At 64.6% G+C, this 25,639-nt stretch carries 25 protein-coding genes and 2 pseudogenes; 8 read left to right on the top strand and 19 right to left on the bottom strand.

Annotation, left to right across the window (positions count from 1 at the left end; genetic code table 11):
- Positions 1–313 precede the first annotated feature (313 nt).
- Genes J4G43_RS21220 through J4G43_RS21205 form a run of 4 tightly spaced genes read right to left on the bottom strand, consistent with a single transcriptional unit; the run spans position 314 to position 3,906 of the window.
- Positions 314–1,180, bottom strand: coding sequence for an efflux RND transporter periplasmic adaptor subunit (locus J4G43_RS21220; protein WP_208086174.1), 867 nt, complete (start codon positions 1,178–1,180; stop codon positions 314–316).
- Complete coding sequence (locus J4G43_RS21215) at positions 1,177–1,383, bottom strand: DUF1656 domain-containing protein (RefSeq protein WP_028146630.1); 207 nt, start codon at positions 1,381–1,383, stop codon at positions 1,177–1,179. Before J4G43_RS21215 ends, J4G43_RS21220 begins: the two co-directional genes overlap by 4 nt.
- Positions 1,380–3,431 carry an FUSC family protein gene (locus tag J4G43_RS21210; RefSeq protein WP_208086173.1) on the bottom strand — a complete coding sequence of 684 codons (2,052 nt, stop codon included), beginning with the start codon at positions 3,429–3,431 and terminating at the stop codon, positions 1,380–1,382. Before J4G43_RS21210 ends, J4G43_RS21215 begins: the two co-directional genes overlap by 4 nt.
- 1 nt (position 3,432) lies before the next feature.
- Positions 3,433–3,906 carry a MarR family winged helix-turn-helix transcriptional regulator gene (locus tag J4G43_RS21205; protein WP_063983920.1) on the bottom strand — a complete coding sequence of 158 codons (474 nt, stop codon included), beginning with the start codon at positions 3,904–3,906 and terminating at the stop codon, positions 3,433–3,435.
- Between the two features lie 92 nt (positions 3,907–3,998).
- Here J4G43_RS21205 and J4G43_RS21200 point away from each other — a divergent pair, with 92 nt between their 5' ends.
- Entirely contained in the window at positions 3,999–5,225 is a 1,227-nt protein-coding gene (locus tag J4G43_RS21200) for an MFS transporter (RefSeq protein ID WP_208086172.1), read from the top strand.
- A 9-nt stretch (positions 5,226–5,234) separates the two neighbouring features.
- On the opposite strand, the gene J4G43_RS21195 is transcribed toward J4G43_RS21200, so the two are convergent.
- The 5 genes and pseudogenes from J4G43_RS21195 to J4G43_RS21175 form a co-directional block, all read right to left on the bottom strand.
- The gene (locus tag J4G43_RS21195) at positions 5,235–6,143 is read right to left on the bottom strand and encodes an amino acid ABC transporter substrate-binding protein (protein ID WP_208086171.1); all 909 of its coding nucleotides are present in this window, start codon (positions 6,141–6,143) and stop codon (positions 5,235–5,237) included.
- A gap of 149 nt (positions 6,144–6,292) precedes the next feature.
- Positions 6,293–7,732, bottom strand: a complete 1,440-nt coding sequence (locus J4G43_RS21190) for an amidohydrolase family protein (protein WP_208086170.1) — start codon at positions 7,730–7,732, stop codon at positions 6,293–6,295.
- A gap of 27 nt (positions 7,733–7,759) precedes the next feature.
- Complete coding sequence (locus J4G43_RS21185) at positions 7,760–8,785, bottom strand: ABC transporter substrate-binding protein (RefSeq protein WP_208086169.1); 1,026 nt, start codon at positions 8,783–8,785, stop codon at positions 7,760–7,762.
- Positions 8,786–8,825: 40 nt separating this feature from the next.
- Positions 8,826–9,602: pseudogene (locus J4G43_RS21180) on the bottom strand (ABC transporter permease).
- Complete coding sequence (locus J4G43_RS21175) at positions 9,602–10,459, bottom strand: ABC transporter ATP-binding protein (protein ID WP_225005003.1); 858 nt, start codon at positions 10,457–10,459, stop codon at positions 9,602–9,604. The pseudogene J4G43_RS21180 and the gene J4G43_RS21175 overlap by 1 nt, the downstream one beginning before the upstream one ends.
- 198 nt (positions 10,460–10,657) lie before the next feature.
- On the opposite strand from J4G43_RS21175, the gene J4G43_RS21170 reads away from it, so the two are divergent.
- On the top strand, positions 10,658–11,416 hold the full coding sequence (locus J4G43_RS21170) for a GntR family transcriptional regulator (protein ID WP_208086167.1): 759 nt from the start codon (positions 10,658–10,660) through the stop codon (positions 11,414–11,416).
- On the opposite strand, the gene J4G43_RS21165 is transcribed toward J4G43_RS21170, so the two are convergent.
- Positions 11,413–11,829, bottom strand: coding sequence for a nuclear transport factor 2-like protein (locus J4G43_RS21165; protein ID WP_208086166.1), 417 nt, complete (start codon positions 11,827–11,829; stop codon positions 11,413–11,415). The two genes, J4G43_RS21170 and J4G43_RS21165, sit on opposite strands and share 4 nt — an antisense overlap.
- Before the next feature lie 148 nt (positions 11,830–11,977).
- On the opposite strand from J4G43_RS21165, the gene J4G43_RS21160 reads away from it, so the two are divergent.
- The 3 genes from J4G43_RS21160 to J4G43_RS21150 all read left to right on the top strand — a co-directional run bounded on the left by J4G43_RS21160 (position 11,978) and on the right by J4G43_RS21150 (position 14,958).
- Positions 11,978–13,216, top strand: coding sequence for an amidohydrolase family protein (locus J4G43_RS21160; protein ID WP_208086165.1), 1,239 nt, complete (start codon positions 11,978–11,980; stop codon positions 13,214–13,216).
- A 73-nt stretch (positions 13,217–13,289) separates the two neighbouring features.
- The gene (locus J4G43_RS21155; protein WP_208086164.1) at positions 13,290–14,528 is read left to right on the top strand and encodes an amidohydrolase family protein; all 1,239 of its coding nucleotides are present in this window, start codon (positions 13,290–13,292) and stop codon (positions 14,526–14,528) included.
- 118 nt (positions 14,529–14,646) lie between these two features.
- A complete protein-coding gene (locus J4G43_RS21150) occupies positions 14,647–14,958 on the top strand; it encodes a hypothetical protein (protein WP_071915057.1) in 312 nt (103 codons plus the stop codon).
- 19 nt (positions 14,959–14,977) lie between these two features.
- Here the strand turns inward: J4G43_RS21150 and J4G43_RS21145 are convergent, their stop codons facing one another.
- Genes J4G43_RS21145 through J4G43_RS21120 form a run of 6 tightly spaced genes read right to left on the bottom strand, consistent with a single transcriptional unit; the run spans position 14,978 to position 19,863 of the window.
- Positions 14,978–15,895, bottom strand: coding sequence for a DUF1932 domain-containing protein (locus tag J4G43_RS21145; RefSeq protein ID WP_208086163.1), 918 nt, complete (start codon positions 15,893–15,895; stop codon positions 14,978–14,980).
- On the bottom strand, positions 15,895–16,764 hold the full coding sequence (locus tag J4G43_RS21140) for a substrate-binding domain-containing protein (protein WP_208086162.1): 870 nt from the start codon (positions 16,762–16,764) through the stop codon (positions 15,895–15,897). Before J4G43_RS21140 ends, J4G43_RS21145 begins: the two co-directional genes overlap by 1 nt.
- A gap of 27 nt (positions 16,765–16,791) precedes the next feature.
- Positions 16,792–17,475, bottom strand: coding sequence for a 4-carboxy-4-hydroxy-2-oxoadipate aldolase/oxaloacetate decarboxylase (locus J4G43_RS21135; protein ID WP_208086161.1), 684 nt, complete (start codon positions 17,473–17,475; stop codon positions 16,792–16,794).
- Positions 17,472–18,185: a PIG-L deacetylase family protein gene (locus J4G43_RS21130; RefSeq protein WP_027517331.1), complete on the bottom strand. Its 714-nt coding sequence runs from the start codon at positions 18,183–18,185 to the stop codon at positions 17,472–17,474. Before J4G43_RS21130 ends, J4G43_RS21135 begins: the two co-directional genes overlap by 4 nt.
- 52 nt (positions 18,186–18,237) lie before the next feature.
- Positions 18,238–19,122 carry an amidohydrolase family protein gene (locus J4G43_RS21125; protein WP_208086160.1) on the bottom strand — a complete coding sequence of 295 codons (885 nt, stop codon included), beginning with the start codon at positions 19,120–19,122 and terminating at the stop codon, positions 18,238–18,240.
- Between the two features lie 30 nt (positions 19,123–19,152).
- A complete protein-coding gene (locus J4G43_RS21120) occupies positions 19,153–19,863 on the bottom strand; it encodes a TetR/AcrR family transcriptional regulator (RefSeq protein ID WP_208086159.1) in 711 nt (236 codons plus the stop codon).
- Between the two features lie 114 nt (positions 19,864–19,977).
- Between J4G43_RS21120 and J4G43_RS21110 the strand changes: the two are divergent.
- From J4G43_RS21110 to J4G43_RS21100, 3 genes and pseudogenes are all read left to right on the top strand, one after another.
- A pseudogene (locus J4G43_RS21110) lies at positions 19,978–20,952 on the top strand (tripartite tricarboxylate transporter substrate binding protein); the annotation flags it as partial.
- A gap of 13 nt (positions 20,953–20,965) precedes the next feature.
- Positions 20,966–21,766, top strand: coding sequence for an ABC transporter substrate-binding protein (locus J4G43_RS21105; RefSeq protein ID WP_208086158.1), 801 nt, complete (start codon positions 20,966–20,968; stop codon positions 21,764–21,766).
- A gap of 92 nt (positions 21,767–21,858) precedes the next feature.
- Entirely contained in the window at positions 21,859–23,109 is a 1,251-nt protein-coding gene (locus tag J4G43_RS21100) for a DUF763 domain-containing protein (protein ID WP_208086157.1), read from the top strand.
- Here the strand turns inward: J4G43_RS21100 and J4G43_RS21095 are convergent.
- The 3 genes from J4G43_RS21095 to J4G43_RS21085 all read right to left on the bottom strand — a co-directional run bounded on the left by J4G43_RS21095 (position 23,010) and on the right by J4G43_RS21085 (position 25,610).
- Positions 23,010–24,317, bottom strand: coding sequence for a cytochrome P450 family protein (locus tag J4G43_RS21095; RefSeq protein WP_208086156.1), 1,308 nt, complete (start codon positions 24,315–24,317; stop codon positions 23,010–23,012). The two genes, J4G43_RS21100 and J4G43_RS21095, sit on opposite strands and share 100 nt — an antisense overlap.
- Positions 24,318–24,406: 89 nt before the next feature.
- Positions 24,407–24,730, bottom strand: a complete 324-nt coding sequence (locus J4G43_RS21090) for a hypothetical protein (protein ID WP_166352348.1) — start codon at positions 24,728–24,730, stop codon at positions 24,407–24,409.
- Positions 24,731–24,836: 106 nt separating this feature from the next.
- Entirely contained in the window at positions 24,837–25,610 is a 774-nt protein-coding gene (locus tag J4G43_RS21085; RefSeq protein ID WP_208086155.1) for a ferredoxin--NADP reductase, read from the bottom strand.
- Positions 25,611–25,639 lie beyond the last annotated feature (29 nt).

Genomic DNA, 25,639 nt, shown 5'->3' with positions numbered 1-25,639 from the left:
CAACCAGCTCATGTCCGCCTCCGATCCCGGAAGTGAACGCGGTCATCCATGCACAGTCAAAAACCATCGGTCTGGAACCGCTATTCAACGGCTGGCTGATGCTTCGCAGCAACATTTGCGTCCGCTGTCGGCTCTATCGGCAGAATGCCAAAAGGAGCAACGCGCCGACGACGCAGACTGCTAGGACTAAAAACCAAACGCCCATACGGTCCCCCGACTCACACAAGCGCGTCAGGATTAGCCCTGCGATTTGGCATTGAAACGCCTGTTGGCGGTTTTCCCCAAGCCAGGCGCGATCCATGGGCTCGTTGCGTTAGTTCAATACCTCTACCGTCGCGGAGCGGCCGGCGACGAGCGACATGGTGTCGGGGACATTGTCCAGCGCGATGCGCACGGGGACGCGCTGGGCGAGCCGCACCCAGCTGAAGGTCGGGTTGACATTGGCAAGCAGGTTCGCGCCCTCAGCGCGGTCGCGGTCCTCGATGCCGGCGGCGATGCTCTCGACATGGCCCGACAGCGTGACCGTTTCGCCCATCAGGCGGACCCGCACCTTGTCGCCGGTGCGGATGCGCGCGAGCTTTGTCTCTTCGAAATAACCCTCCACGTGCAACGTATCCGTGTCGACCAGCGCCATCACGCCCTTGCCGGCCGTGACGTAAGCGCCGGGACGCAGATCCATGTTGGTGATGACACCGTTCACGGAGGCGTGGACCTCGCTGCGATCGAGGTTGAGCTGGGCGACCGCGCGGTCGGCGACGGCCTGATCGAACGCCGCCTTGGCCTGGAGCTGGGTGGCCAACACCTGCTCCTGCTTCTGCTGCGATACCGCATCGGTGGTCAGCGCGCTGTAGCGCTTCAAATCGGAATTGGCCTGGTCGAGCGTGGCCTGATGACCCGCCACGGATGCATCGGCTTGCCGCAAGGCCAGCGCGAAACGTTCGCGATCAATCCGGAACAGCACATCGCCGCGATGGACTTTCTGGTTGTCCTTGACCAGCACCTCCGTGACGAACCCGGATACGTCAGGCGCGACCTGCACCACATCGGCGCGGACGCGACCGTCGCGGGTCCAGGGCTGCTCCATGTAATAGACCCAAAGTTCACGGCCGACCGCGAGCGCGGCAACGACGGCGAGAACGGTCAGCGCAAGGCGGCCAAACCAGGCGAAATTCCCCTTCATGGCAAAAACTCCGAGAGATAGACGACGCCGCCGAGAAGACAGACGAAAATCGCGAAATCGAACAGCGCACGGTGCCAGACCAGCCGGTAGAGGTCGAAGCGCTGCATGAGCCGGCGCAGGATCGCGCTCAGGACATAGGCGACGATGATCCACAGCAGCAGCGCCGGCACGAGCACGCCATAGATGTCGATCACGTATCTCATGCTGCAACACTCGCGCCTGTACGCGGCCGGTAGGCCGGTGCGTCCGGGAACAGGCCGCGGCGGATGCCGACGAGGCCGATCAGAGCGTCTTCGCGCGCGCGGTCATTGGAATCCGTCACCGCCTTGGCCAGCGCCCGATCGACGCTGGTCAACAGCTCGGTCGGCATTGCTCCACCGGCATGGCTGCGGCAAGCGATCGCGAGCTGATCAAGCATGTCGTCGATGACGGCAATGGTGGTTGCGGCAAGCCCATAGCGGGCGCGGCGCAGGTCGATGATATTGATCCCGATTCGAAGCTGCACGAGGCTGTCGGCATCGTGGCGATCGCTCTCGGAGAGGAAGGCGATCCGCTGCACCAGAAGGCCCAGACGATGCAGCATGAGGCCCGCAAACTCCGCCCGATCATGCTTGCCACGGCGCTCGGCAGCGACCGCGAGCGTCTTCCAGCTCGACAGCACCAGGCGATTGGCGACCCACTCCGCGCCCACGCCGCGCGCGATCCGCGTCACGAGCTCGGCGATGACGACGCCGACGAAGAAGGCGACCGCGGAATTGGCATAGGATGCGAAATCCGCGCTGTAGGTCGATTGCAGCGCCAGCAGCGTGGCGGTGTTGGCCGCGAGCGCCATGCCTGTTCCCGCCGTTGCCGGCCGTCCGATCAGGAAGCCGTAGAGCAGAAAGGTCGGCGCCAGCGCGACGATCAGAACCTCGATATGAGAGATCGCGGGCACCAGCGCGAACAGATAGATCGCGACGACCACGATGGCGACCAGCGACCACAGGCCGAAACTGCGGATGAAACGTGCGGGCTCGTCCTGCGCGGCAAAGAAGGAGCATGCGACCGCCGCCATCATCGGCGCCGAGGCGCCGTCCGGCCAGCCGGTCCCGATCCAGAACGCGCAGCAGATCAGGATGGCCGTGGCCGCGCCGGCCGCCGACCACAAGGCAAGGCCGCGGTCGCGATGGCGCACCGGCGCGGCACCGGCCTCGGAACGGAAGGCCAGATCGAGCGTCGAAACATTGCGGCTCTCGGCGATGGCCTCGCTGAGCACGTGGCAGTCGCGCGAGAGGTCGACCAGCTCGCGCAGCCGCAACAGCAGGCTCGTGGTGATGATCCGCTCCCATGATGCGCTGTCATCGAGCACCGCCTGTCGCTCTGCGATCGCGGCGCGGATCGGCTCGGCCGGTTGCCGCGCGCCGGCATCGCTCGCAATCCATTGCGCAAGATCCTCCAGCAGCCGCTTCAGCTCGGGCTGCCGGCGCAACGCCTCCTCCCCCAGCGCTGCCAGCCGATCCTCCAGCGAGGCGATCACCGGCAACAGCATCAGCATGCGTAGCCGGATCTCGCCGAGGCCAGTCACTGCATTGCGATCGGTCAGCCGGTCATACGCAAGATGAGTGGAAAGCGTGTCGATCTCGACGATGTCGGTCGCAAGCTTGAGTCGCCTGCCACGGCGCGTTTCACTCGTTCCCTGACGAAGCAGCACCGCTTGGCTCAGGCGCTGCGCATCCGACAGCCATGCGTCGACGCGGTTGGCGACGGCTGGCGCGACGCTGCGGGGAAGGACGATGGTGGAGACGAGGCTCGCGCAGATGATGCCGAGGGAGATCTCCTCCACCCGCGCAATGGCGGTATCGAAGATGGCGCCGGGCTCGGAGACCGAGGGAAACCCGATCAACGCGACCGTGTATCCCGCCAGCATGAAGACGTAGCTGCGCGGCGTGCCATCCAGCAGCGACAGATAGAGGCAGAGCCCGACCCAGAGCGCGATCGCGAGGCAAAGCAATTCCGGCGCATCGATCAGGTTCGGCACCAGCGCCACCGTCATGGTGGCGCCGACCAGCGTGCCCATGACGCGGAAGAACGCTTTTGAGCTGGTCGCGCCCGCCAGCGGCTGCGAGGTGATGTAGACCGTCGCCATCGCCCAATAGGGCCGCGGCAGGTCCATGGCGAAGGCGATGACGAGCGCCAGCATCGACGCGGCAAACGTCTTCAACGCAAAAATGACGTCCGCGTGGCGGACCAGGAACGGCTCTTGCGCACGCATGCTATTTCGTCTCTGGACCGGTCTTGGTGTCCTGCAGGCGACTGGCCCGCTGCTCGATGCGCTGAAGAGTTTCGAAGGTTATCGCAAGTTCGTCCGCGCCGATATCCTTGAGCAGGCTCGCCCGGACCCGGCGCAGCACCCGGTTGGTCTCTTCGACCTTGACCTCGCCCGCTTTGGTCAGATGTAGCGTTTTGGCACGGCGGTCGCTCGGATCCTCGCGGCGTTCAACCAGCCCCTCGGCCTCGAGCAGATCGATCAACCGGACCAGCGACGGCCCCTCGATGCCGAGCTCGTCGGCGAGCACGCCCTGTCGCACGTTCTCGCCCTGCCGCGACAGCACCAGCAGCGGAATCGCGGTCGCATAGGACAGGCCGTGATCGGACAGCGCCTGATCCGACTCGCGGCGCCAGATGCGGGCCAGTCGCGCGATCAGCCGGCCGATCTCGCCGTGGATATGAGCCTGCGAGGGAGCCATGCAAATTAGATAGGACGCGAACTATTAGCCTGCAACTATATAATCCGGCGTGTCGCAAGCGATCACGCAAATGCGAACGAGGACAGCGCTGGATGGGACCGGGTTCCGCGACCGAGGCAAGGGAGACGATGGTTGGCGAGAGCACGCTGACGCTGGTCCCGACCTTCGTGGTCGTCGCTGTGGACGCCACGGGCATGGGAATCATCCTGCCGCTGCTGCCGTTCTACTCGCAGCGGCTCGGCGCGACGCCGTTCCTTCTCGGCGCGCTGATCTCGGCTTATGCCGTCTGTCAGCTCGTTGCCGGCCCCGTGGTCGGCATGCTCTCGGATCGTTACGGCCGACGGAAGGTTTTGGTCGTCAGCCAGATCGGGACTTTCATCGGCTTCATCCTGCTCGCATTGGCGGGCAACCTGACGCTGGTGTTCCTGGCACGCATCATCGACGGCCTGACATCAGGCAACATCTCGGTTGCTCACGCCTATGCCGCCGAGCACAGCGCGCCGGCAACGCGCAAGCAGGCACTCGGCATGACCAGCGGTGCGATCGGAACCGGGCTGCTGCTCGGCCCTGCTCTCTCGAGCTTCCTCGTGCACTACGGCCAGACCGCGCCGGTGTGGGCCGCGGCCGCGCTCTCGCTGATCAGCATCGTTGCGACGATCGCCCTGCTCCCGCCTGATCACCCGGCGTCCGAGCCGCTCTGCCAGCATCGCTTGCCCGAGCCGACGCTGACCCGCAGCCTGCTCGGCATGCGCTATGCCTGGCGGCTGCTCGGCCTGCTCATCGTGTTCTTCTTCGTCAACTCGATGTTCCTGTCGCAGATCGGCCTGTTCCTGTCGGCGCGGTTCTCGTGGGACGGACATCCCTTCGGCGCGCGCGAGCTCGGCTGGATGTTCGCCTATGCCGGTTTCATCAACATGGTGGTTCAGGGACTGCTCATCACGCGTGTGAGCATCATCGCGTCAGACCGCAGCATCGTGATGGCCGCGTTCGCTTGCATGGGTCTCGGATTTGCCGGACTTGCGGCCCGCGACTATGTCGGCCTGCTCGCGATCAACCTGACACTGATCATCGTCGGCACCATGTTCGCGCGCAGCACGCTGACGGCCGAGCTGTCGCGCTCGACCGCGATCAATCGTCAGGGCATGATCATGGGCCTGAACCAGTCGCTGATGTCGGGCGCGAATATCAGCGCGCCGCTCCTGAGCGGCGCGCTGATCGGTCATCGGCTGTTCGTTCCGTGGGCGCTTGCTATGGCCGCCATCGCGGCGATCGGCGCGGCGCTGGCTGGCCAGCTGCTGGATGCACCGCGAACGCGCTAGCTCCTCGCCTCACTTCACCAGATAGACGTCGGGGTCGGCGCTCGAGCTCGGCGACTTGAAAGCGTTGCGCAAGGCCGCCGACATCGGGACATTGTAGTTGAGGCCGTTCGGCGGAGTCGGCGATTCCAGCCAGCGCTTGTAGAGCACCTCGATCTCCGGGCTCGCGTAGAGCTCCGCGGTCGCGCGGTCGGCCAGCGCCTTGAACGGCGCGTCTTCCCGCCGCAGCATGATCCCGAAGGGCTCGGCCTTCGAAAACGTCTCTTCGCTGATCATGAACAGCGCCGGCTCCTTCGAGCGCGCAATCGCGACCGCAAGCTGGACGTCGTCGAGCGCGTAAGCCTGAGCGCGGTCGGTTTCCAGCAGCAGGAACGCTTCGGCTTGATCCACGGCCGGCACTATCCTGATGCCGAGATTTCGCTCGGTGTTGACCTTGGCAAGCTGATTCAGATTGACCGAGCCTGCCACCGCCGTGACGGCCTTGCCCTTGAGATCGTCGATCGTGTTGATCTTCGCGGCCTTCTTGGCCGCAAACCGCGTCGCGCTGAGGAAATGCGTGTTGGTGAAGGCGACCTGCTTCTGGCGGTCGGCGTTGTTTGTCGTCGCCGAGCAGTGCAGATCGAGGGTGCCGTTGACCATCAGCGGAATCCGGTTCGACGACGTCACGGCGAGCGTGTCGACGGCGATGTCGGGCATGCCGAGCTGCTTCTTCACGGCATCCACGATCTTGAGGCAGATATCCATCGCAAAGCCGATCGGCTTCTGGTTGCCGTCGAGATAGCTGAACGGAACCGAGGCCTCCTGATAGCCCAGCGTGATCTTCTTGGTCTCCTTGACCTTCTGGAGCGTGCCCGACAGGTCCTCGGCTGAAGCTGCGCCCGCAAGACATGTGACGGCCAGGATAACGATGGGAAGACGCATCGGGGGCTCCTCAAGGGGGTCATGGGCTGCGCCGCGGCGCAGCCGCGCGTGTGATAGCCCAGAGCCGGACCAACCGCCAGACGAGGTTCCGCCTATCAGCTATCGCGGTTTTATATCGGCCGGACCTAAGGGGGGCGTGGCGCCCCGCCCTATTCGCAGGTGAGCTGCTGCTCGAACCAACCGGAGACGCGCTCCGATAGGGACGGCCACATGCGCTGAAAACTGCCGAGCTTGCCGACATTGGCGCGGTACATCGCCCGCAACTCCTGCTCGATGGCCGGCAGGTCAACGCCCATGCAGGCCCCGTCCTTCGCGATCGTCTTACCGGCAACGACGACCTCCTTCACCAGCGACGCATTGCCTCGCGCGAACAGAAGCGCCATGGGGTCAACGGGCATGATCTGATCTCGGTCCAGCCGGTCGAGGTCGATCACGACGAAATCGGCGGGATTGCCTGTGATGAGCTCGCCGCTCCCGGGCGCGCCGGTGGCACGGCGCCCATGGCGGACAGCAAGCGCGAACAGCTCGGCCGGCGTCCAGGTCGCCTTGAAGCCGAGGCCGCCATGGGCCATCTGCACCAGCCGCATCTCGCGCAGGATGTCGTCGTCCTCGTCCAGCGCCAACCCGTCGACGCCGACCGCGATGGCGCAGCCGCATCTATGCGCGGCGGCGATCGGGGCGAGCCCCGAGCGCAGATGCATGTTCGAGCTGAAATTGGTGACGATGCGCGCGCCGGAGGCCGCGATCATTTCCAGTTCATCGGGACGGGCGTGGATGCAGTGCGCCAGCGTCAGCCGCTCCGAGAGGAAGCCGATATCGCGCAGCCAACGCACCATGTCCGGAAAGTTTTGGTCGGCCCAGGCGCGCTGATAGACGGTCTCCAGCAGATGCATGTGAATGCGGCGGCCCGTCTGCGCCGAGTTCTCGGCGACCGCCTCCAGCAGCGGCTTTGAGCACCATTGCACACCGGCGGGCCCGAGCTGCACGTCCACCATCGGGCCGGAGATGGCGGCGGCAATCGCATCGGTCAGCTCGATATAGGCCTTCGGAGACATCGGCGCGCGGACAAAGAGGTCTTCGATGGTCTTGCGGTCATCACTGGGGAGGCCGGAGAGAATCGGCTCGGCATCGCCATAAACGATCGGATTCTGGTCCCGCACCGCGAGGGCAAATGCCACGCGGATGCCGACATCGGATGCCGCCCTCGCAATCGCCTTGGCTTCATCGAGCAACGGCATCGTCCCGCTTGGGCGGGTGTAGTGCACCATCATCGCCGCGCAACCAGCCCTGGCGGAACGTGCCAGTGCGGAGGCGGCGGTCAGATAGGGGTCGATGGGCGAACCGAGCGCGGTCCGCAGGATCCAGCTTTCGAGGGGCATGCCGACCGCCCCGAAGGACGACGCGGTCGCGCGCGCATGATCATGGGCGTTGACGAAGGCAGGAATGACGAAGGAGCGAGGCCCGCCAGCAGGCCCCGCTCCTTCAAGAATGTCGGTGATGATACCGTTATCGTGCCGCAGCACGACATTGTCGGTCACACCGAGATCAGGGCCACGGAACAGGCTGGTTGCCGCAATCTCCGTGGCCATGACGGTCTCTCCAAAGATCTGTGACGATCAGTTGGCAGTATACACCAGCTCCCGCTCCGCACGCGGCGGCAGGAATTCGCGAGAGAACACCTCTGCGGGTGTCGGCGCGCGGGCGAGCTGATAGCCCTCGACCACGATGCCGATGGCGCGCGTCATGCGGTCATCCTTGATGTCGCCGATGCCGATCTCCTTCATCTCGGGCGAGACGATCAGCTTGTCGAAGGAATATTGCAGCCGGCGCTTCTCGACGGCGACGTCGATCAGATTGTCGTAGCTCAGCGCCGCCTTCATGCCGGCGTTCTGGTCCTTGGCCACCGCAATCGCGCCCTTGTTGATGGCGCGCACCAGCCCGGCCACGGCCTTCGGGTTCGCCGCGATCAGCTTCTTCGAGACCATCACACCGTTGGAATAGAGATCGAGACCGTACTCACCGAACGAGAACCATTTGAAATCCTTGTCCGGGTCCTGGCGGTTGAGCACGAGGTTAAAGTAGCTGGTGATGTTGAACACGAGCGCCGCGTCGATATCGCCCTTGATCAGCATCGGCTCCTGCAGGTTCGGGGCCATGTTGGAGATCTTGATCTTCTCGCCGTCGAGCCCGTTCTTGCGGGTGAACACCGGCAACAGCCGCGTCGTCGGCGTGCCCTGCGCGCCGCCCAGCGTGTGGCCCTCAAAATCCTTGATGGTGTTGATGCCGCTGGTCTTCTTGGCGACGATCGCGAACGGCGGCTGGTTCCACATCATGTAGACCATGACGGGCGCCTCCTGCGGCTTGGTCGAGGCGTTCTGAATGATGGCGTTGACGTCGCCGAAGCCGGCGTCATAGGCCCCCGACATCACGCGCGTGACGGTCGCGCCGGAGCCTTCGCCCTGGTCGATGACGACGTTGAGGCCTTCCTCTTTGAAGTAGCCGTTGTCCTTGGCGTAGAAGAATGCCGCATCGCTGCCTTGCGTCTTCCAGCCCAGCGTGAACTTGATCGTGGTGTCCTCGGCCGTGGCAGCGCCCGCGGACAGAGCCAATCCGAGCAGCGCGACAGTTACTTTTCTCAACATCGAGACCTCCTCAAGCTTCGTTGCATGACGGTTCAGAAATTCAGGTGGCGATCACGTCGTTCTTGCGCGTGGCCCAGCCGGTGACACGGCCTTCAATCAGCGAGAACACGGCGTAGAGCGCGACACCGAGGCCGGCGAGCACAAACAGCCCGGCGAACACCAGCGGTACGTTGAAATTCGAGGACGCGGTCATCATGACGTTGCCAATGCCGCGGTTGGAGGCAACCGTCTCCGACAGCACCGCGCCGACGAAGGCATAGGAGATCGCGACCTTCAGCGAGGCGAAGAAGAACGGCATGGTCCTGGGCAGACCGACGTTTCAGAGGATGTCAAACTTGCTGGCGCCGAGCGCCTTCAACACGTCTTCCAGCTCGGGCTCGGTGGTCGCAAGGCCCGTGGCGATATTGACGACGATCGGGAAGAAGCAGATCGACAGCGCGGTCAGCACCGCCGGCACCGTACCGGAGCCGAACCACAGGACGAAGATCGGCACCACCGCGACCTTGGGGATCGAGGAGAAGCCGATCAGCAGCGGATAGCAGGTGTCATAAGCCGTCCTGGAGACACCGATGATGGCGCCGAGGGCGACCCCAAGCGCAACGCCGAGGACGAAGCCGAACATGGTGGTCGCGAGCGTCTGCACGATGTGCGGCCACAGAACCGGGAAGCGCTGGACCAACGTGACAAAAACCTGCGACGGCCGCGGCAGCACCAGGTCGGACATGCCCGTCATCAAGCAGAACAACTCCCAGGCGACGAAGAACAGTACGATCAGTCCGGCCGACCACGCCTTCTGCCTGACATCGATCCCGAACATCAGCCTGTCCCCTGTTGGGCCGCACTGCGCGCATCCTCGATGAAGGCGCGCAGCTTCTGGTTCAGCGCGACGAATTCCGGCTCGAAGGTCATCGCGACGGTGCGCGGCCGCGCGAACTCCACACCGCTGTCGTCGAGGATGCGGCCGGGACGCGCGCTCATCACGCAGATGCGGCTGGCGAGGAAGCCGGCCTCGCGCAAATCGTGCGTCACCAGCAGCACCGTCGGCTTGTGCGTCATCCAGAGGTTCTGGAGGATCGCCCACAGCTCTTCCCGGGTGAACTGGTCGAGCGCGCCGAACGGCTCATCAAGCAGCAGCATCCGCGGCTCATGGATCAGCGCACGGCAGAGATTGGCACGTTGGAGCATGCCGCCGGATAGCTGCCAGGGATAGCGACTGCCAAATCCCTTGAGGCCGACCTGCTCCAGCAGCGCATTGGCCTTGTCGCGAAACTCGGTCTTACGCAGCTTGCGGAAGTTCGAGCGGAACGGCTCGACGATCTTCAGCGGCAACATGATGTTCCGCTCGATCGTCATCCACGGCAGCATGGTCGGGTTCTGAAAGGCCATGCCGACCCGCAGCGCCCGCGCCGCGACCTCGCGGCCGCCGACGATGACGACGCCGCTGGTCGGCTGCACCAGGCCGCTGACGAGACGCAAAATGGTCGATTTGCCGCATCCGGACGGGCCGACCAGTGCGACAAACTCGCCGTCGGCGATCCGCAACGTCGTCTTCGATAGAGCGGGCACGGCGCGGTCGCCGCGCCCGAAGGTCACGGAGGCCTCGGACAGCTCGATGGCGACAGGGCCGGAGCCTTCGGGAACGGGCCGGCCGTCGAATTGGGCGTTGGGTTGCATGCGCATCACAGCCAAAGTGCATGCAAGCTGAGTGCCAATCGATCGGCCCCGCGAAATCAATGATTTGGCCAAACGACGCACCAAACGGCCGGATTCGATTTAGGCAATCCAGACGCCAAACTGCATGCAATTGGAGCGCTGGATCGGAGTAAGTCTGTGCTAAAGAGAGGTTTCGACCCTCCCCGCAAGGATTCGCCGATGGCGGCGCGCACCACCAGCAAGACGTCTGAATCATCGGACAAGGTCGGCGTGATCTGCCGCGCACTCAGGCGCGCGATCATCGAGCAGGCGCTGGAGCCCGGTGCAAAGCTGCCCGAGGATGCGCTGGGCGAACGTTTCGGCGTCAGCCGCACCATTGCGCGCCATGCGCTGGGACAGCTTGCTGCCGAAGGCCTCGTCGAGCTCCGCCGCAACCGGATCGCGGTGGTGGCAACGCCGAGCTGGCAGGAGGCGCGCGATGCCTTCGACATCCGCATCCAGCTCGAGGGCCTTGTCGTCCGCCAGCTCGCGGGCAAGCTAAGCAAGAGCCAGATCGCCGAGCTGAATGCCCATGTTGACGCCGAGGACCGCGCGCGCGGCGGCACGGATGCAGTTTCGATCCGGCTCGCCACCGAATTCCACATCCTGCTCGCGCACATGACGAACAGCCCGATCCTGGTGCGCTATGTCAGCGAGGTCGCCTATCGCTGCTGCCTGACGCTGTCGCTCTACAGCCGACCGCATTCCACCGAATGCGCGATCAACGAGCACCGCGCTATCATCGCTTCGCTCGCCAAGGGCGACGAAGCCAAGGTGATGCAATTGATGCATCATCATCTGGATTCCGTGGCCAATCGTGCATTGGTGGCCCCCACCCCGCAACGTGGCCGCGACCTGCTCGATATTCTCGCGCCCTATGCGGACGAGGTGACGAGTGATCGCGTCGTCAAGCTACCGAAGATCGCCCGCAGGGGCTAAGCCTCGATACCGCGCTGGACCAAAATCCGCTCGGCGCTGTCGTTCCAGACGTCCATCTTCACGATCTGCCAACCCCGCACGACAAAGCGATCGACATAGCGATTGCCCTCGAAAGGCGTGCCGTCCAACCACTCGCCATAGAGCGTGCCAACGCTGTAGACGACGGTCTCGTCCGCGCCCGGACAGACGTCGAACCGGTCCATCTTCTTCTTGACCCAGCGATAGCGCTTCGCATTGAAGCCGGTCGGGCCGCGCGGATGATCGAACTCGCGCCCGCCGGTAAACGTAATCACCGTACCCGGCTTCATATAGGCCGCAGCCGCATCGGGATCGGGTATCATCGAGGCCGTGAGATAGGCCTCCACGATCTCGGCGTCGGTCATCGGGCGTTCGGCTTTTGCGGGGACAGACATGGTGGGCTCTCCGAGGTGCCGGCATTCTACAATTCACACCCAAAAGTGCATGCACATTTTTTGAACAATTTGGTGGCATAACTGCACACAATCTGGAGCTGCCCACTTCCCCAGCTTCCGCTAGGCTACCACAGCTGAATCCGACACCATGACCGCCCAACCCGCCTTCGACCTGATCTTCCGCAACACGCTGTTGCGATCATCCGCCGCACCCGTCGATATCGGCGTGAAGGGCGGCCGCATCGCCGCGATCGAGCCGCAGCTTGCCTGCGAGGCCGTCGAGGTCGATGTCGGCGGGCGCCTCGCCCTGCCCGGGTTCGTCGACACCCACGTCCATCTCGACAAGGCCTGCCTGCTCGGCCGCTGCGGGCACAATCACGGCAGCGTCTCGGACGCGATCCGCGCCGTGGCCGGGATGAAGAAGGACTTTACGGTCGAGGACGTCTACGCGCGCGGCGCAAAAGTGCTCGAACGCGCCATCGTGCATGGCACGACGCGCATGCGGACCCATGTCGAGATCGACCCCCGCATCGCCTTGCGCGGCTTCGAGGCGGTCAAGGCGCTGAAGCGCGACTATGCCTGGGCGATCGACCTGTCGCTCTGTGTCTTCCCGCAGGAAGGCCTGACCAACGACCCCGGCAGCGAAGAGCTGCTGGTGCAGGCGCTGCGCGACGGCGGCGAAGCGATCGGCGGCTGTCCCTACATGGACACCGACCCGAACGCGCACCTCGCGCGCATCTTCGATCTCGCGCAGGAATTCGACGTCGACGTCGACCTCCATCTCGATTTCGATCTCGACCCCTCCTGGTGGCACCTCGACGAGGTCTGCCGCCAGACCGAGCGGCGCAACTACCAGGGGCGCGTGGCGATCGGCCACGCGACAAAACTCTCGGCGCTACCGCCGGAGCGGATGAAGGCGGCCACCGCGCAGCTGGCGACATCAGGCGTTGCCGTCACCGTCCTGCCCGCAACCGATCTCTATCTGATGGGCCGCGAAGCCACCCACAACGTGCCGCGCGGGCTGACGCTTGCGCACAAGCTCGCCGGCGACGGCGTGCTGTGTTCGGTCGCGACCAACAACGTGCTCAACCCGTTCACGCCATTCGGCGACGCCTCGCTGCTGCGGATGGCAAATTTCTACGCCAACGTCGCGCACGCCTCGGTCAGCGACTTCGATACCTGCCTGGATCTCGTGACCGAACTGCCGGCGCGGCTGATGAGCCTTGGCGATTACGGCATCAAGGTCGGCAACCCCGCCGATCTCGTCGTGCTCGATACCCAGGACAGCCGCTTCGCCATCGCCGAACTGCCGGACATCGTGATGGGCTTCAAGGCTGGCCGGCAGACGTTTGAACGGCAGCGGCCCACCTTGTTCGGGCCGGGCTGACCGAGTTTCCGCGCCTTGCGCCCTACCCGCAGCTTGCGCGATGATCATCACAATCGACCAACGGAGCAACCGGATGGCCTTCGACACGATCTTCCTGAACGCGCGCTTCGACGGCGGAGCCCGGCATCACATCGTCGTCGCCGACGGCCGCATCGCCGCGATCACGTCCGTCGATGAGCGTCCCGCCGCGAACGAGACCATCGACCTCGGCAACGTCCTCGTCGTTCCCGGCTTCGTCGAAGGCCACATCCATCTCGACACCAGCTTCTATGGCGACGCCTGGCGTCCGCACAAGCCATGCACCAGCGGGTTCGACGTGCATGAGCGCGTCGCCTTCCAGGCCCAGAACATGGCCGTATCAGCGCCGATGGATGTGCGCGCACGCAACCAGCTCGACCTCTGCATCGGCCACGGCACCACGCAGATGCGCAGCCACGTCATGGTCGACGGCTCGGTCGGCCTGAAATCGCTCGAGACGATTTTGCGCGTGCGCGAGGAATACAAGGGCCTGATCGACATCCAGCTCGTCGCCTTCCCCCAGAGCGGCATCCTGATGAGCCCGGGCACGCCGCAATTGCTGGACGAGGCCATCGGGCTCGGCGCCGATCTCGTCGGCGGGCTCGACCCCGCAAGCTTCGATCGCGACATCGAGAAGCATCTCGACGTCGTGTTCGGCGCGGCCGGCAAGCACGGCGTCGACGTCGACATCCATCTGCATGACATGGGCACGCTGGGCGCGTTCGAAATCGAGCAGATCGCAGCGCGCACCCGCGCGCTCGGTATGGAGGGACGCGTTGCCGTCAGCCATGCTTACGGGCTCGGCGACATCCCCATGGATCAGCTCAAGAAGATCGCCGACACCCTCGCCCGCTCGGGCGTCGCGATCATGACCAATGCGCCGGGCGCTCGGCCGTTCCCGCCGATCCTGGCCCTGCGCAATGCCGGCGTCACCGTCTTCAGCGGCAACGACAACATCCGCGATTCCTGGTGGCCCTATGGCGACGGCGACATGCTGCGCCGGGCCACGACCCTCGGCTATCGCTCGGGCTTCAACATCGATGAAGAGCTGCGTGTCGCGTTCGATGTCGTCACCGTATCAGGCGCAAAAGCGCTGCGGCTCGAAGGCTATGGCCTGCGCGTCGGCGCCAAGGCCGATTTCGTGACACTGAATGCCGAGCATATTCCTGAAGCCGTTGTCGGCGTGCCGCAAGGGCGCTCCGTGTACAAGGAAGGCAAGCTCGTCGCATGCGACGGTAAGATTGTCGGGAAGCGCGGTAATGATCGGATCTTTTCCGTTCGATTATACCGCTAGCTTTCCTCACTCCCCAATCCGGTAGAATCCCTGACCGTAAATACGCGCATTGCACGACGGGCCAAGGAGATCATACTAAGACGCGCACTGACATCTGCGTTCTCCGGGGAAGTATGGAATGTTCAGCGCATTCAGCAGCATCGATTACCATTCCATTCGGGCCAACACGCCCGCCGAGATGGCCATCAAGCGACTGACCGGCATCGGCGAAGTCCTGTCGGGCATCGACATATCGGCAATCCACACGCAGGACGACATGGCCCGCGCGCTGTTGACGCTCGATACGGCCGACAAATGCATTCGCACGATTCTCACCGAGTTCCGCACCGAGCGCACCACGGAAGTCGTCCGCGAAGCCACGAGCCTGATCAGCCTGATCGAGCTCGCGCGCGACGAACTCTCGGACTACGCGGCGGCAGCAGAGTCTTGAGCTGAATGCGCGCTGGATCTCAGCGCTTGATCTTCGCCAGAATGCGATCCGCCTCGGTACACCAATCGGCGCTGCGGGCAAATTCCTTCGTCCCCTTGATGCCGAACAGGCCTTCGTCAGCGAGATCGGCGACCCAGGCCTGGCGTTCGGCGGTGCCCTGCGCCGACCATGGCGTCAGCCCCGCCTCGCGCACGGTCTCCGCGACTTCACGCACCTCCTCGGCACGGCGACGGCCGTGCTCGATCACGCGCTGGAAGCAATAGGCGCCCTGCTTCTCCCAGTCGATCGCGGGAAACGTCTCCGCGAGCGAGGCCAGCACCGCATCCTCGACGCCATAGGCGCGCGCGGTGGTAAAGCTCTCGATGACCATGGCCTCCAGGCCCTTGATCATGATGCTGCGGCACATCTTCACCGCCGAGGACACGCCGAGCTTGTCGCTCGCGACCTTGGCCGCAAAGCCAATCGCGTTCAGCAGCGGCTCCAGCTCCCTCGCGCCGGGACCGCCGAGCAGCAGCGGCACCTTGATACGATAAGGCGGCACCGAGGTCATCACCGCGCCCTCGACATAGCGTCCTGCAGCGCCGTCGATCAGAGCGGCGGCGCGCTGCTTGGCACCCGGCGAGGCCGAATTGAAATCCAGGAACCAGGTGCCCTGGTTGATCGCAGCCGCGCAGGCTTTTGCAACGGGCACGGCCTGGCTCGCCGTGACCGCGGAGATGATGAAATCGGATTTCGCGGTCAGCTCGGCGTGAGACACCGCCAGCGTCACGCCGAACTTCGCCGCATGCTCCTTCAGCGGAGCGCCGTGCCCGCCTCCGAGCTTGATGTCGTAAGCGGCTACCTTGATGTCCTGCTGCCGCAAATCCTCAGCCAGGATCCTGCCGACCTCGCCGTAGCCGACGAGCCCGATCTGCCAGCGCCTGGGATCACCTGCCATCAATTCAATCCTCGCGTCGTCGCGTCGAACAGCTCCTCGACCGCATAGCGGCGCGGGATCAGCGCCTGCTGGAATGCGTAGTCGACGATCAGCTCCAACGGCTTTCTGTTCGCCTCGATCCCGAACGGAACGAGGTCGGGCGTCGCCGCGGGTCCCACCTGCGCCTTGTTCCGCTTCAGGAGATCATAGACGCCCGCAACCACATCGGGGCGCGATCTTGCAAGCTGCTCGGTCACGACCACGAGATGATTGACCGGGACGACGCCACGACGGGTGTACCATTTGGCAGCCTCTGCGGCCGGATCGGGGAATAGCGGCTTCAATGTGGGATGATCAGAGGTCTCGCCGAGGACGGCGTCGAGTTCGCCGTCGAGCAGCATCTGCAGGACCTTCTTGTCCTTCGGCGCACGCTCGGTGGTGTCGACATATTCGGCAACGTGCGGATCCTCGAAGGTGATCCAGCGGATCTTGTCGAGATTGACACCATAGTCGTTGGCGAGAATGCCCCTGATCCATGCGCCCGTCGTCGTCGTGAACGAGCGGATGCCAACGCGCTTGCCTTCGAGATCGGAGGGGCCGAGCGCTCCCCTTGCAGGGTTGTAGAGCGCGTAGGAATGCTGAAAGCGGCCGAGCATGGTGGCAGGCAGTAGCACCAGCGGCTTGCCATGCGCCTTCGCCATCAGATAGGTGACGATCGCCATCTCGCAGACGTCGAAAGCCTGCTCGCGCACCATCGGCTTGAACGCCGTGTTGGTCGGCGTGTACGCGATGAAATCGAGGTCGAACAGGTCGGAGCGGAGCTCGCCGCTCTTCACCGCCTGCACGTGAGGGTGACTGCCGAGCACGGCCTTCAACTTGAGACGATCCATCCGCCCGCTCCGCTTCTCTGGTCCCGCTTAGACGTCCTCGGGATTGTCGACATAGACGAGCCCGGCCTTCGCCAGCGCCTCGCGCATGTTGTACATATCGAGGCCGAGCTCACCCGAGGCCAGCCGCCTGCGCTTGCCGCCCTCGTCCGCGTTGCGCTTCTTCGCCTTTTCGGCGACCTCAGCGGCATAGCGCTTGGGCACCACGACGACGCCGTCGTCATCGGCCACGATGATGTCGCCGGGATCGACGTTGACGCCGGCGCAAACCACGGGAACGTTGACCGAGCCGAGCGTCGCCTTGACCGTGCCCTTGGCCGAGACCGCGCGCGACCACACCGGAAACTTCATCTCGTGCAGCGCTTTCACGTCGCGGCAGCCGGCGTCGATGATCAGCCCCTGCACGCCGCGCGCCTGCAGCGAGGTCGCGAGCAGCTCGCCGAACATGCCGTCGGTGTTATCAGTGGTGCAGCCGACGACGAGGATGTCGCCCTTCCTGCACTGCTCGACCGCGACATGGATCATCCAGTTGTCGCCGGGCTGTGCCAGAACGGTGACGGCGGGGCCGGCAATCGACGCACCTGCCCAGACAGGCCGCAAGTAAGGCTTCATCAGGCCGAGGCGACCGTAAGCCTCGTGCACGGTCGAGACGCCGTATTCCGCCATTCCGGCGGGATCGGCTCGCTTGATGTTGCGAACGACGACGGGCTTCATGCCAGCTCCTCCGCAACCGTCGGGAACAGGCGCTGATAGGCCTCGCCATAGGTCATGGGCACGCCGGTGTTGCGGCTGCCCTGGATGCCACGGTTGAGCGCGACGCGCTCGTAGTAACCCCAGAGATGTTTTTGCGCGGCGAGGATCTGGAACGCCTCGTACTTCTCCTTCCAGACCTCGTCGATCTTGAGGAGCAGGTCCGGCTTGTAGTTGCACTGCTCGGGCTGGTGCGGCTCGAACAGGAACACCGGGGGCGCCGAATATTTGTACTGCGCGCCGGGCTTGTGGCCCATCGCCTGCGCGACCACGCGGGTCTCCTGCGCGAAATGCGCCGCGTTCGGATGGTCGAAATTATAGGGATCTTCCAGCGCATGCGTCAGCACGAAGCTCGGATTGAGCTCGCGGTAGATATCGACCATGCGGTCGAAATGCGCCTCGGTGAGCTTCAGCGGATAATCGCCGCAGTCGAAGAACTCGATCTCGGCGCCGAGCAGCTTCGCCGCCCGCTCCGCCTCGTCCTTGCGACCTGCCTTGACCGACTCCAGCGTCGCGCCTTTTTCCTTCCAGGCGAACTGGCTCTCGCCGCGCTCGCCAAAGGACATGCAGACGATCTTCATGCGATAACCCTTCTTCGCATGCAGCGCGATGGCGCCGCCGGCGCGCCAGACGAAATCGCCGGGATGGGCGGTGATCACGAGACCTGTTTTCATGGGACGAACTCCCCTCTTTCCTTGATAAGCAACGTATCGATCGCGAGCACCGTCATGTGTCGAACCCAAACAGATGCGCGGGATTATCGACGAGGATCTTCTGCTGTAATTCCGGCTCCGGCGCGAACAGCGGGATCAGGTCGACCAGATCGCCGTCATTCGGCATCACCTTGACGTTGGGATGCGGCCAGTCGGTGCCCCAGATGACGCGGTCGGGCGCGGTCTCGACGATCTTGCGCGCGAACGGCACCGCGTCCGTGAACGGCGGTCCGGCCGAGGACACCCGCTCCGAGCCGCAGATCTTGACCCAGCATTTCTCGTCGCGCTGCATCAGCTCGATCAGAATCCTGAACGGAAGCTGGTCGAGCCCCTCTGACGCCCTCACCCGTCCCATATGGTCGATGGTGTAGCTCAGTGGCAGCTTTGCCAGCATGTCGGCATATTCGGGCAGATCGATCGCATCGAAATGCAGATCGATGTGCCAGCCGAGTGGCGCGACCATCGCGATGACGCGGTTGAACACGTTTCTGTCGGGGACGCCACCGAGATGGCGGACGAAATTGAACCGACAGCCGCGGAAGCCGCCGTCGTGCAGCACCTGGAGCCCACGCTCGGTGATGGTGTCGTCAATGTTGGCGACTGCGCGATAGGCACCATTGCTCTGTGCGATCGCATCGAGCGCGACAGTGTTATCAGTGCCGTGCACGCTGGCATTGACGATGACGGCTCGCTCGACGCCGAGCTTGGCATGCAGCGCTCGAAAATCTTCGAGCGGGGCATCCGGCGGCGTGTAAGAACGGTCAGGCGCATACGGATATGTCGCGCCGGGCCCGAAGATGTGGCAATGCGCATCGCAGGACAGCTTTGGCAGCTTGAACTTCGGCGTGCGCGTGTTCGGATCGGGCGGCGGAATGGTCGGCGTGTACATCATCGTCATCAGGTGAACCGCCGAGCGAGATCGCTTCTTTCAAGTCTTGCTGCTGACGACCGGCCGCCGCCGCACCGGCGCGGCCTGATCGAGCGGCGGCGCCTGGAACGCGGCGACGGTGGCCTGCACCAGTTGCTCGATGGCGCTGGCGGCATCGCTGCCGTCGGCCTCGCCGCGCGACAGGCGCGAGACACGATCCGGCGTCACCAGCGAGTAATAGAGCGCGCCGAGCAGGAAGTGGCTGCGCCAGACGATGTCGGTGCGCGGAATATGCGGCAGGCTCTCGTGGACCGCATCGATGAAGGCGTGGCTGGTGTCGTCAAAGGTCTGCGCGATGATTTTTCGCACGACCTCGTTGCCTTCGGCGGACATCACGGCGCGCAGCCGCGTGAAGCGCGCCCCGCCCCCGGCGAGATCGCTGCCCGAGGTGAAGGCCGGCACCACATAGGCGCGCACGATCGCCTCCAGCCGGTCCTGGAGGTCGCGCACGCGCTTGGCCGCGGCGAGCAGCTCGGAACGGCGCAAATTCATCGGCCCGCAATGGCGCTGGTAGATCTCCAGCAGCAGACCGTCCTTGGTCTTGAAATGATAGGTCACGCTGCCGGGATTGGCGCCGGCGGCCTGCGCGATGTCGCGCACCGAAACGGCATTGAAGCCGTTGGTGGCGAACAGCTCTTCGGCCGCGGCGAGGATCGCCTCGCGCATGTTCGGCTTGCGGGCCGTTTCCTTGCTGGTGGGCTTGCGTACCATGTGATTTGCACTATCGTACAAAAGATCAGGTCTCGTCAACAAGAACCATGGGCGGCGTCCGGACGGCTCGGAACACCGAGGCAGGATGCGAAAGCCCGCAAGGAGTGCTGGAAAATGCTGGGTTTAAACAAGACAATCGGCGGTTTGATGCTCGGTGCCGGTCTGCTGCTGGGCGGCACCGCGCAGGCCGCCGACAATTACCCGAGCAAGCCGGTCCATATCCTTGTGCCCTATGCGGCGGGCGGCGCCGTCGACGTGCTCGCGCGTACGCTCGGCCAGGCGCTGGCGAAGACCTGGGGCCAGCAGCCGGTGATCGACAACCGTCCGGGCGCCGGCGGCATCGTCGCCTCGCAAGCGCTGACGCAGGCCGCCCCGGACGGCTACACGCTGATCCTGGTCGCGAGCGGCCATCCGCTCAACCAGTTCATCTATCCGAGCGTGCCCTACGACACGTTCAAGGATTTCACCGCGATCACCGAGGTCGCCTCCTCGCCGCTTGCGATCGTGGTCGCGAAGGACAGCCCCTACAAGACGCTCGGCGATCTCCTCGCCGCCGCAAAGAAGGAGCCCGACAAGCTCTCCTACGGCATGTCCGGCAACGGCACCTCCGCGCATCTCGCCGGCGAGCTGCTCAAATACATGTCCGGCAGCAAGATCGTCGCGATCCCCTACAAAGGCGGCGCACCGGCGCTGACCGCCGTGATCGCTGGCGAGATTCCGCTCAGCATCAATCCGCTGGCGGAAGCGATCGGCCAGCTCGAAGGCGGCCCGGTGCGCGCGCTCGCGGTGACCTCGGCCGAACGCTCCAAGGCGCTGCCGAATGTGCCAACTATCGCGGAATCAGGCGTCCCCGGCTACGACGTCTCGGTCTGGTGGGGCGTTCTTGGACCTGCCAAGATGCCGCCGGAGATCGTGGCGAAGCTCGAGACCGATCTGAAGGCCGCACTGCAGGACGCGAACGTGCTGTCGACGCTCGGCAAGATTGGCGCCTCGCCGGTCGGCTCCTCCGCCAAGGATTTTGACGCCTACATGCACGCCGAAGCGACCAAATGGGAGCCGGTGCTGAAGGCCGCCGACATCCGCGCACAGTGCGGCTCGTCACATGAGGACCTCTTCCCGGCGAATTGCGCCCATCGTCCTGCTCGCATTTGCAATGACCGGCCTGCTCGGCGCGCCCGCGCGCGCCGATGGCGAAGCCAGGCTGCTGGCGCCGAGCGGAAGATTGCGTGTCGGCATCTATCCGGGCAGCCCGACCTCGATGGTGACGGATGCGGCCGGCAAGCCGCATGGCCTCGCCTACGATCTCGGCGGCGAACTGGCCAGAAGGCTCGGCGTTGGCATCGACTATGTCAGGTTTCAGCGAGTCGCCGACATCGTCACCGCGATCCACGACGGCCAGGTCGACTTCACCGTGACCAACGCCACGCCGGCCCGCGCCAACGAGGTCAGCTTCAGCCAGCCCGTGCTGGCGATCGAGCTCGGCTATCTCGTCCCGGCGAACTCGCAGATCGGCAGGATCGAGGACATCGACAGACCGGGTGTGAAGATCGGCGTCACCAAAGGGTCGACCTCGGAACGGACATTGCCGACGAAGTTCAGGAGCGCGACCATCGTCCCCGCGGAAAGCGTCAAGGTCGCGATCGCCATGTTCGGCCGCGGCGAGATCGACCTCTACGCCACCAACAAACCGACGCTGTTCGAGATGTCCGACCAGATGCCGGGCGCGAAAATCCTCGACGGCAATTGGGGCGCCGAGCATATGGCCATCGCGATCCCCAAGGGGCGCGAGGACGCCCTTCCCCTGCTCAACCGCTTCGTGACGGACGAGCAGTCGTCCGGCGCGCTGGACACGATCCAGCAGCAGGCGGGCCTGCGCGGCGCGTCCAAGGCGACGCGCGAGTAGCTCGCGGACTTGGGTGAGGTGTCCTCCCGCCCTGCCCAATACAATATTCCCTCGATGCAAGCGTCGCCGAACTGCGCTAATTTGCGTCAATCATGACTCGACGTACCGGCAGCGCCGATCTTCCCCTCCACACCGGCCGGGTTCCACCCTGGCTTGCCACCCGCATGTCTTCGCTGGGGGCGATCGTCACACAGGCGATCGTACTTCACTACGGCCGCGACGCGTTCCTGCAGCGGCTGTCGCATCCGTTCTGGTTCCAGTCATTCGGTGCCGTCATGGGGATGGACTGGCACTCCTCCGGCATCACCACCTCCGTGATCGGCGCGCTGAAGCGCGGGCTCGGACCGCTCCAGGATGAGCTCGGCATCTATGTTTGCGGCGGACGCGGCCAGCATTCGCGCAAGACGCCGGACGAGCTGTTGCAGCTGGGCGATCGCGTCGGTTTGGACGGCGCGAGCCTCACGCGGGCCAGTCGCCTGGTCGCCAAGGTCGACAGCGCTGCGGTTCAGGACGGTTTTGATCTCTATCTCCACGGCTTCTTCGTCACTGCCGACGGCAAGTGGACCGTGGTGCAGCAGGGTATGAACGGCGACAAGCGCCAGGCCCGCCGCTATCACTGGCATTCCGAGGCGCTGAAGAGTTTTGTCGATACGCCGCACAGCGCGATCGACGGGCCGCAGCAGGGCGAGATCGTCAATCTCACCGATCACCGCGCGGATGTCTCGCGCGCCGCGCAGCTCGAGCTGTTGAGCGGCCTCGGCCCCGATCGCATCCTCACTGAATTCGAGCGGCTCACCGGCACTGCGCCCGAGCCGGCGCAGGCGATGCTGCCGCATCTGATCATGCCCGCGCATCATGATGTCAGGCCCAAGGACGTGTTCGCACGCCGCCTGCACGGCACGCTGGCCGCCGCGGCCGAACGCGGCCCGGTCGATTTTCCGGAATTGCTGCTGACGCCCGGCGTCGGCGCGCGCACCGTGCGCTCGCTGGCGATGGTCGCCGAGGTCGTGCATGGCGCGCCCTATCGCTTCAACGATCCCGCGCGCTTCTCGCTCGCCCATGGCGGCAAGGACCGGCATCCCTACCCCGTCCCGATCAAGGTCTATGACGAGACCATCCGCGTGCTGAAGGGCGCGATCCATAACGCCAAGCTCGGACGCGAAGAGGAGATGCAGGCAATCAGGCGCCTTGACGACCAGGCGCGGCGGCTGGAGCGGACTGCCAGCGGTCCGTCGGTCGAGGCCTACATCGCCGGAGAGCGTGAAGCCTCGCCCGATCTCGACGGCCGCTCCGTGTTCGGCTGGGAGCGCGATGTCGTGGCATCACGGAAATCGACGGGCTGACGGTCCACCGCAACGACCGGCAACTCCGCGATGGCACGCATGCCCGGCCGCTTGCGCCAGTGGATTTGCGCGGGATCGACGGCGAGACCGAGCCTCGGCCATCGCGCAAACAGCGCCTCCAGCGCACAGGCCGCCTCGATCCGTGCGAGCTGATGGCCGAGACAGAAGTGAATTCCCGTTCCGAACGAGATGTGGCGGTTTGGCTTGCGCGTGAGGTCGGGCCGCTCGGGCTGGTCATGCACCGCCGGATCCATGTTCGCCGCGGCGAGCATGACCATGACGCGATCGCCCTTTTTCAGCGGCACGCCCGCAAGCTCGATATCCCGCCGCACATAGCGCGGCTTGGAAAACTGCACTGGTGACACGAAGCGCAAAAACTCCTCGACAGCGAGCCCGACGCGGCTTCGGTCTTGCTCCAGCCAATCGCGCAAGCCCGGATTTCTGAGAAGCTCGTAGACCGAGCCGCTGATCAGATGCGTCGTGGTCTCCGATCCTGCCGCAAGCAGCAGGAACACCATCGACACCATTTCGTCCGGCGTGATCTGGCCGCCCTCACGCTCGACCTGAACCAGCTCCGCAATCAGGCCCTCGCCGCCCTGCACGCGTGCGACCTGCAACTGCCGTTCGAGATAAGCGCGCATCTTGCGAAACGCGAGCAGCAGGCGGAAGAAGCTGACGACATTCGTCAGCGACGACATCTTGTTGGCCCAGGCGATGAATCGTGGCCGATCGGCCGCAGGCAGGCCCAGCAATTCGCAGATCACCGACACCGGCAGGATGCGGGCGTAACGCTGGACGAGGTCGGCGGGGCTGCCATCGGCAAACAGGTCGTTCGCCAAGCCGTCGGCGATGGCACGAATGCGTGGCTCCATCGCCACGATCGCGCGGCGGCGAAAAGCCTCGTCCACGATGCTGCGCAGCCTCGTGTGATCAGGCTCGTCCATCGTCAGCATGTTGTTGGCGATGGTGGTGACCAGTTTTGGCATCCACCAGCGCAGGCCAGCGACTTTGCCGTCCCCCTTGCGCAGCGTGAAGGTGGTGCCGTCCTTCAGGACCTGCGCCGTGGCGTCATGGGTCGTGGTGACCCAGACATCGCCGACCAGAGGAAATCGCGTCGCGATCACGGGGCCGGACGCGCGCAGCGCCGCGATCGCCTTGGGCGGATCGCGGAAAAAGGCCTCGCTGGTGAAATCGAGGCGCGGTGTCATGGGATCACCGTGTTGGTTGGTGGCGCCTCAACCAGATGGTGTGTACGCGGCGACGCGCAAGGGCCGGAACCGCGCGAGAAGAAGCGAGCCTATCCGCGCCCCGGCGAGCGTTGGCCCGTCTTGCGCTGCTGATTGGTGTAGGCGTCCCAATGGCTCCAGCTACCGTTGGCGAGGCTTTGCAGATCGGTGCCGAGGGGGCGGCGCGTGCGCTTGTCGTGATCGGCGATGACGCGCTCGGATAGCGAGATCTTGCGCTTGAGTTCCGCAATCGTCTTCTGGGTCTCCCCATTCCGCTTCGAAGACGCGATCTCGCCCATCGTGAAGCGCGCGGTCTCCAGCGCCTTCAACTCGGCGCGGTTCTTCTTCAACTGGACCCGGTGCCAGGCGATGTTGCTGTCGCTGTCCGCAACCATGTGGGAACTCCGCTGATTCGCTCCCACAGTGTATCGCGCACGGAATCGGCGCCGCAACGCCCGCCGAACGGCGAAAATACGGTCTTATTGCGCGAAAAATCCGCGATCAGCGCTCGGCAAAGGCCTTTTCGACCACGAATTGGGCCGGCTCGCCGTGATTGCCCTCAATGAGGCCGCGCTCGCCCAGCAGCACGCGGGTGTCAGCGACCAATGCCGGGCTGCCGCAGATCATGACCCGGTCATGGGCGGCTTCCAGCGGCGGCAGGCCGATATCGGCGAACAGCTTGCCGGAGGTGATGAGGTCGGTGATGCGGCCGCGGTTGCGGAAGGGATCGCGGGTCACGGTCGGATAGTAGATCAGCTGATCGCGGATGTACTCGCCGATCAGTTCGTCCTTCGGCAGCGTCTCGGTGATCATCTCGCCATAGGCGAGCTCCTTCACATGCCGGCAGCCGTGCAGCAGCACGACCTTCTCGAACCGCTCATAGGTCTCGGGGTCCTTGATCACGCTCAGAAACGGCGCGAGGCCCGTGCCGGTGCCGATGAGGTAGAGGTTGCGGCCCTCTTCGAGGTTGTCGATCACCAGCGTGCCGGTGGCCTTGCGGCTGACGATGATCTCGTCGCCTTCCTTCAGGTGCTGGAGGCGCGAGGTCAGCGGACCGTCCGGCACCTTGATCGAAAAGAACTCAAGCGTTTCCTCGTAATTGGCGCTGGCGACGCTGTAGGCCCGCAGCAGCGGCTTCTCGCCGACCTTGAGCCCGATCATGGTGAATTCGCCGTTGCGGAAACGGAAGGTCGGGCTGCGGGTGGTCTTGAAAGAGAACAGCGTGTCGGTCCAGTGGTGGACGCTCAAAACGCTTTCCTGATTGAAATTGCTCATCTCACCTTCCCTGTCGCTTCCAATGCGGT

The organism is Bradyrhizobium barranii subsp. barranii, assembly GCF_017565645.3.
In the GTDB taxonomy this organism is placed as follows: domain Bacteria; phylum Pseudomonadota; class Alphaproteobacteria; order Rhizobiales; family Xanthobacteraceae; genus Bradyrhizobium; species Bradyrhizobium barranii.
Note: the sequence above shows the minus strand (reverse complement) of the source record. Positions and strands in the feature narration are given on the sequence as shown.

What these genes read in the sequence shown, in the direction of transcription:
- J4G43_RS21155 (WP_208086164.1), top strand. Translation starts at nt 13,290, where the DNA reads ATGGCCTTCGACACGATCTTCCTGAACGCGCGCTTCGACGGCGGAGCC.
- J4G43_RS21165 (WP_208086166.1), bottom strand. Translation starts at nt 11,829, where the DNA reads ATGTCTGTCCCCGCAAAAGCCGAACGCCCGATGACCGACGCCGAGATC.
- J4G43_RS21140 (WP_208086162.1), bottom strand. Translation starts at nt 16,764, where the DNA reads ATGGATCGTCTCAAGTTGAAGGCCGTGCTCGGCAGTCACCCTCACGTG.
- J4G43_RS21090 (WP_166352348.1), bottom strand. Translation starts at nt 24,730, where the DNA reads ATGGTTGCGGACAGCGACAGCAACATCGCCTGGCACCGGGTCCAGTTG.
- J4G43_RS21215 (WP_028146630.1), bottom strand. Translation starts at nt 1,383, where the DNA reads ATGAGATACGTGATCGACATCTATGGCGTGCTCGTGCCGGCGCTGCTG.
- J4G43_RS21125 (WP_208086160.1), bottom strand. Translation starts at nt 19,122, where the DNA reads ATGACGATGATGTACACGCCGACCATTCCGCCGCCCGATCCGAACACG.
- J4G43_RS21085 (WP_208086155.1), bottom strand. Translation starts at nt 25,610, where the DNA reads ATGAGCAATTTCAATCAGGAAAGCGTTTTGAGCGTCCACCACTGGACC.
- J4G43_RS21150 (WP_071915057.1), top strand. Translation starts at nt 14,647, where the DNA reads ATGTTCAGCGCATTCAGCAGCATCGATTACCATTCCATTCGGGCCAAC.
- J4G43_RS21130 (WP_027517331.1), bottom strand. Translation starts at nt 18,185, where the DNA reads ATGAAAACAGGTCTCGTGATCACCGCCCATCCCGGCGATTTCGTCTGG.
- J4G43_RS21170 (WP_208086167.1), top strand. Translation starts at nt 10,658, where the DNA reads ATGGCGGCGCGCACCACCAGCAAGACGTCTGAATCATCGGACAAGGTC.
- J4G43_RS21210 (WP_208086173.1), bottom strand. Translation starts at nt 3,431, where the DNA reads ATGCGTGCGCAAGAGCCGTTCCTGGTCCGCCACGCGGACGTCATTTTT.
- J4G43_RS21095 (WP_208086156.1), bottom strand. Translation starts at nt 24,317, where the DNA reads ATGACACCGCGCCTCGATTTCACCAGCGAGGCCTTTTTCCGCGATCCG.
- J4G43_RS21105 (WP_208086158.1), top strand. Translation starts at nt 20,966, where the DNA reads ATGAGGACCTCTTCCCGGCGAATTGCGCCCATCGTCCTGCTCGCATTT.
- J4G43_RS21135 (WP_208086161.1), bottom strand. Translation starts at nt 17,475, where the DNA reads ATGAAGCCCGTCGTCGTTCGCAACATCAAGCGAGCCGATCCCGCCGGA.
- J4G43_RS21205 (WP_063983920.1), bottom strand. Translation starts at nt 3,906, where the DNA reads ATGGCTCCCTCGCAGGCTCATATCCACGGCGAGATCGGCCGGCTGATC.
- J4G43_RS21175 (WP_225005003.1), bottom strand. Translation starts at nt 10,459, where the DNA reads ATGCAACCCAACGCCCAATTCGACGGCCGGCCCGTTCCCGAAGGCTCC.
- J4G43_RS21220 (WP_208086174.1), bottom strand. Translation starts at nt 1,180, where the DNA reads ATGAAGGGGAATTTCGCCTGGTTTGGCCGCCTTGCGCTGACCGTTCTC.
- J4G43_RS21145 (WP_208086163.1), bottom strand. Translation starts at nt 15,895, where the DNA reads ATGGCAGGTGATCCCAGGCGCTGGCAGATCGGGCTCGTCGGCTACGGC.
- J4G43_RS21200 (WP_208086172.1), top strand. Translation starts at nt 3,999, where the DNA reads ATGGGACCGGGTTCCGCGACCGAGGCAAGGGAGACGATGGTTGGCGAG.
- J4G43_RS21120 (WP_208086159.1), bottom strand. Translation starts at nt 19,863, where the DNA reads ATGGTACGCAAGCCCACCAGCAAGGAAACGGCCCGCAAGCCGAACATG.
- J4G43_RS21185 (WP_208086169.1), bottom strand. Translation starts at nt 8,785, where the DNA reads ATGTTGAGAAAAGTAACTGTCGCGCTGCTCGGATTGGCTCTGTCCGCG.
- J4G43_RS21160 (WP_208086165.1), top strand. Translation starts at nt 11,978, where the DNA reads ATGACCGCCCAACCCGCCTTCGACCTGATCTTCCGCAACACGCTGTTG.
- J4G43_RS21195 (WP_208086171.1), bottom strand. Translation starts at nt 6,143, where the DNA reads ATGCGTCTTCCCATCGTTATCCTGGCCGTCACATGTCTTGCGGGCGCA.
- J4G43_RS21190 (WP_208086170.1), bottom strand. Translation starts at nt 7,732, where the DNA reads ATGGCCACGGAGATTGCGGCAACCAGCCTGTTCCGTGGCCCTGATCTC.
- J4G43_RS21100 (WP_208086157.1), top strand. Translation starts at nt 21,859, where the DNA reads ATGACTCGACGTACCGGCAGCGCCGATCTTCCCCTCCACACCGGCCGG.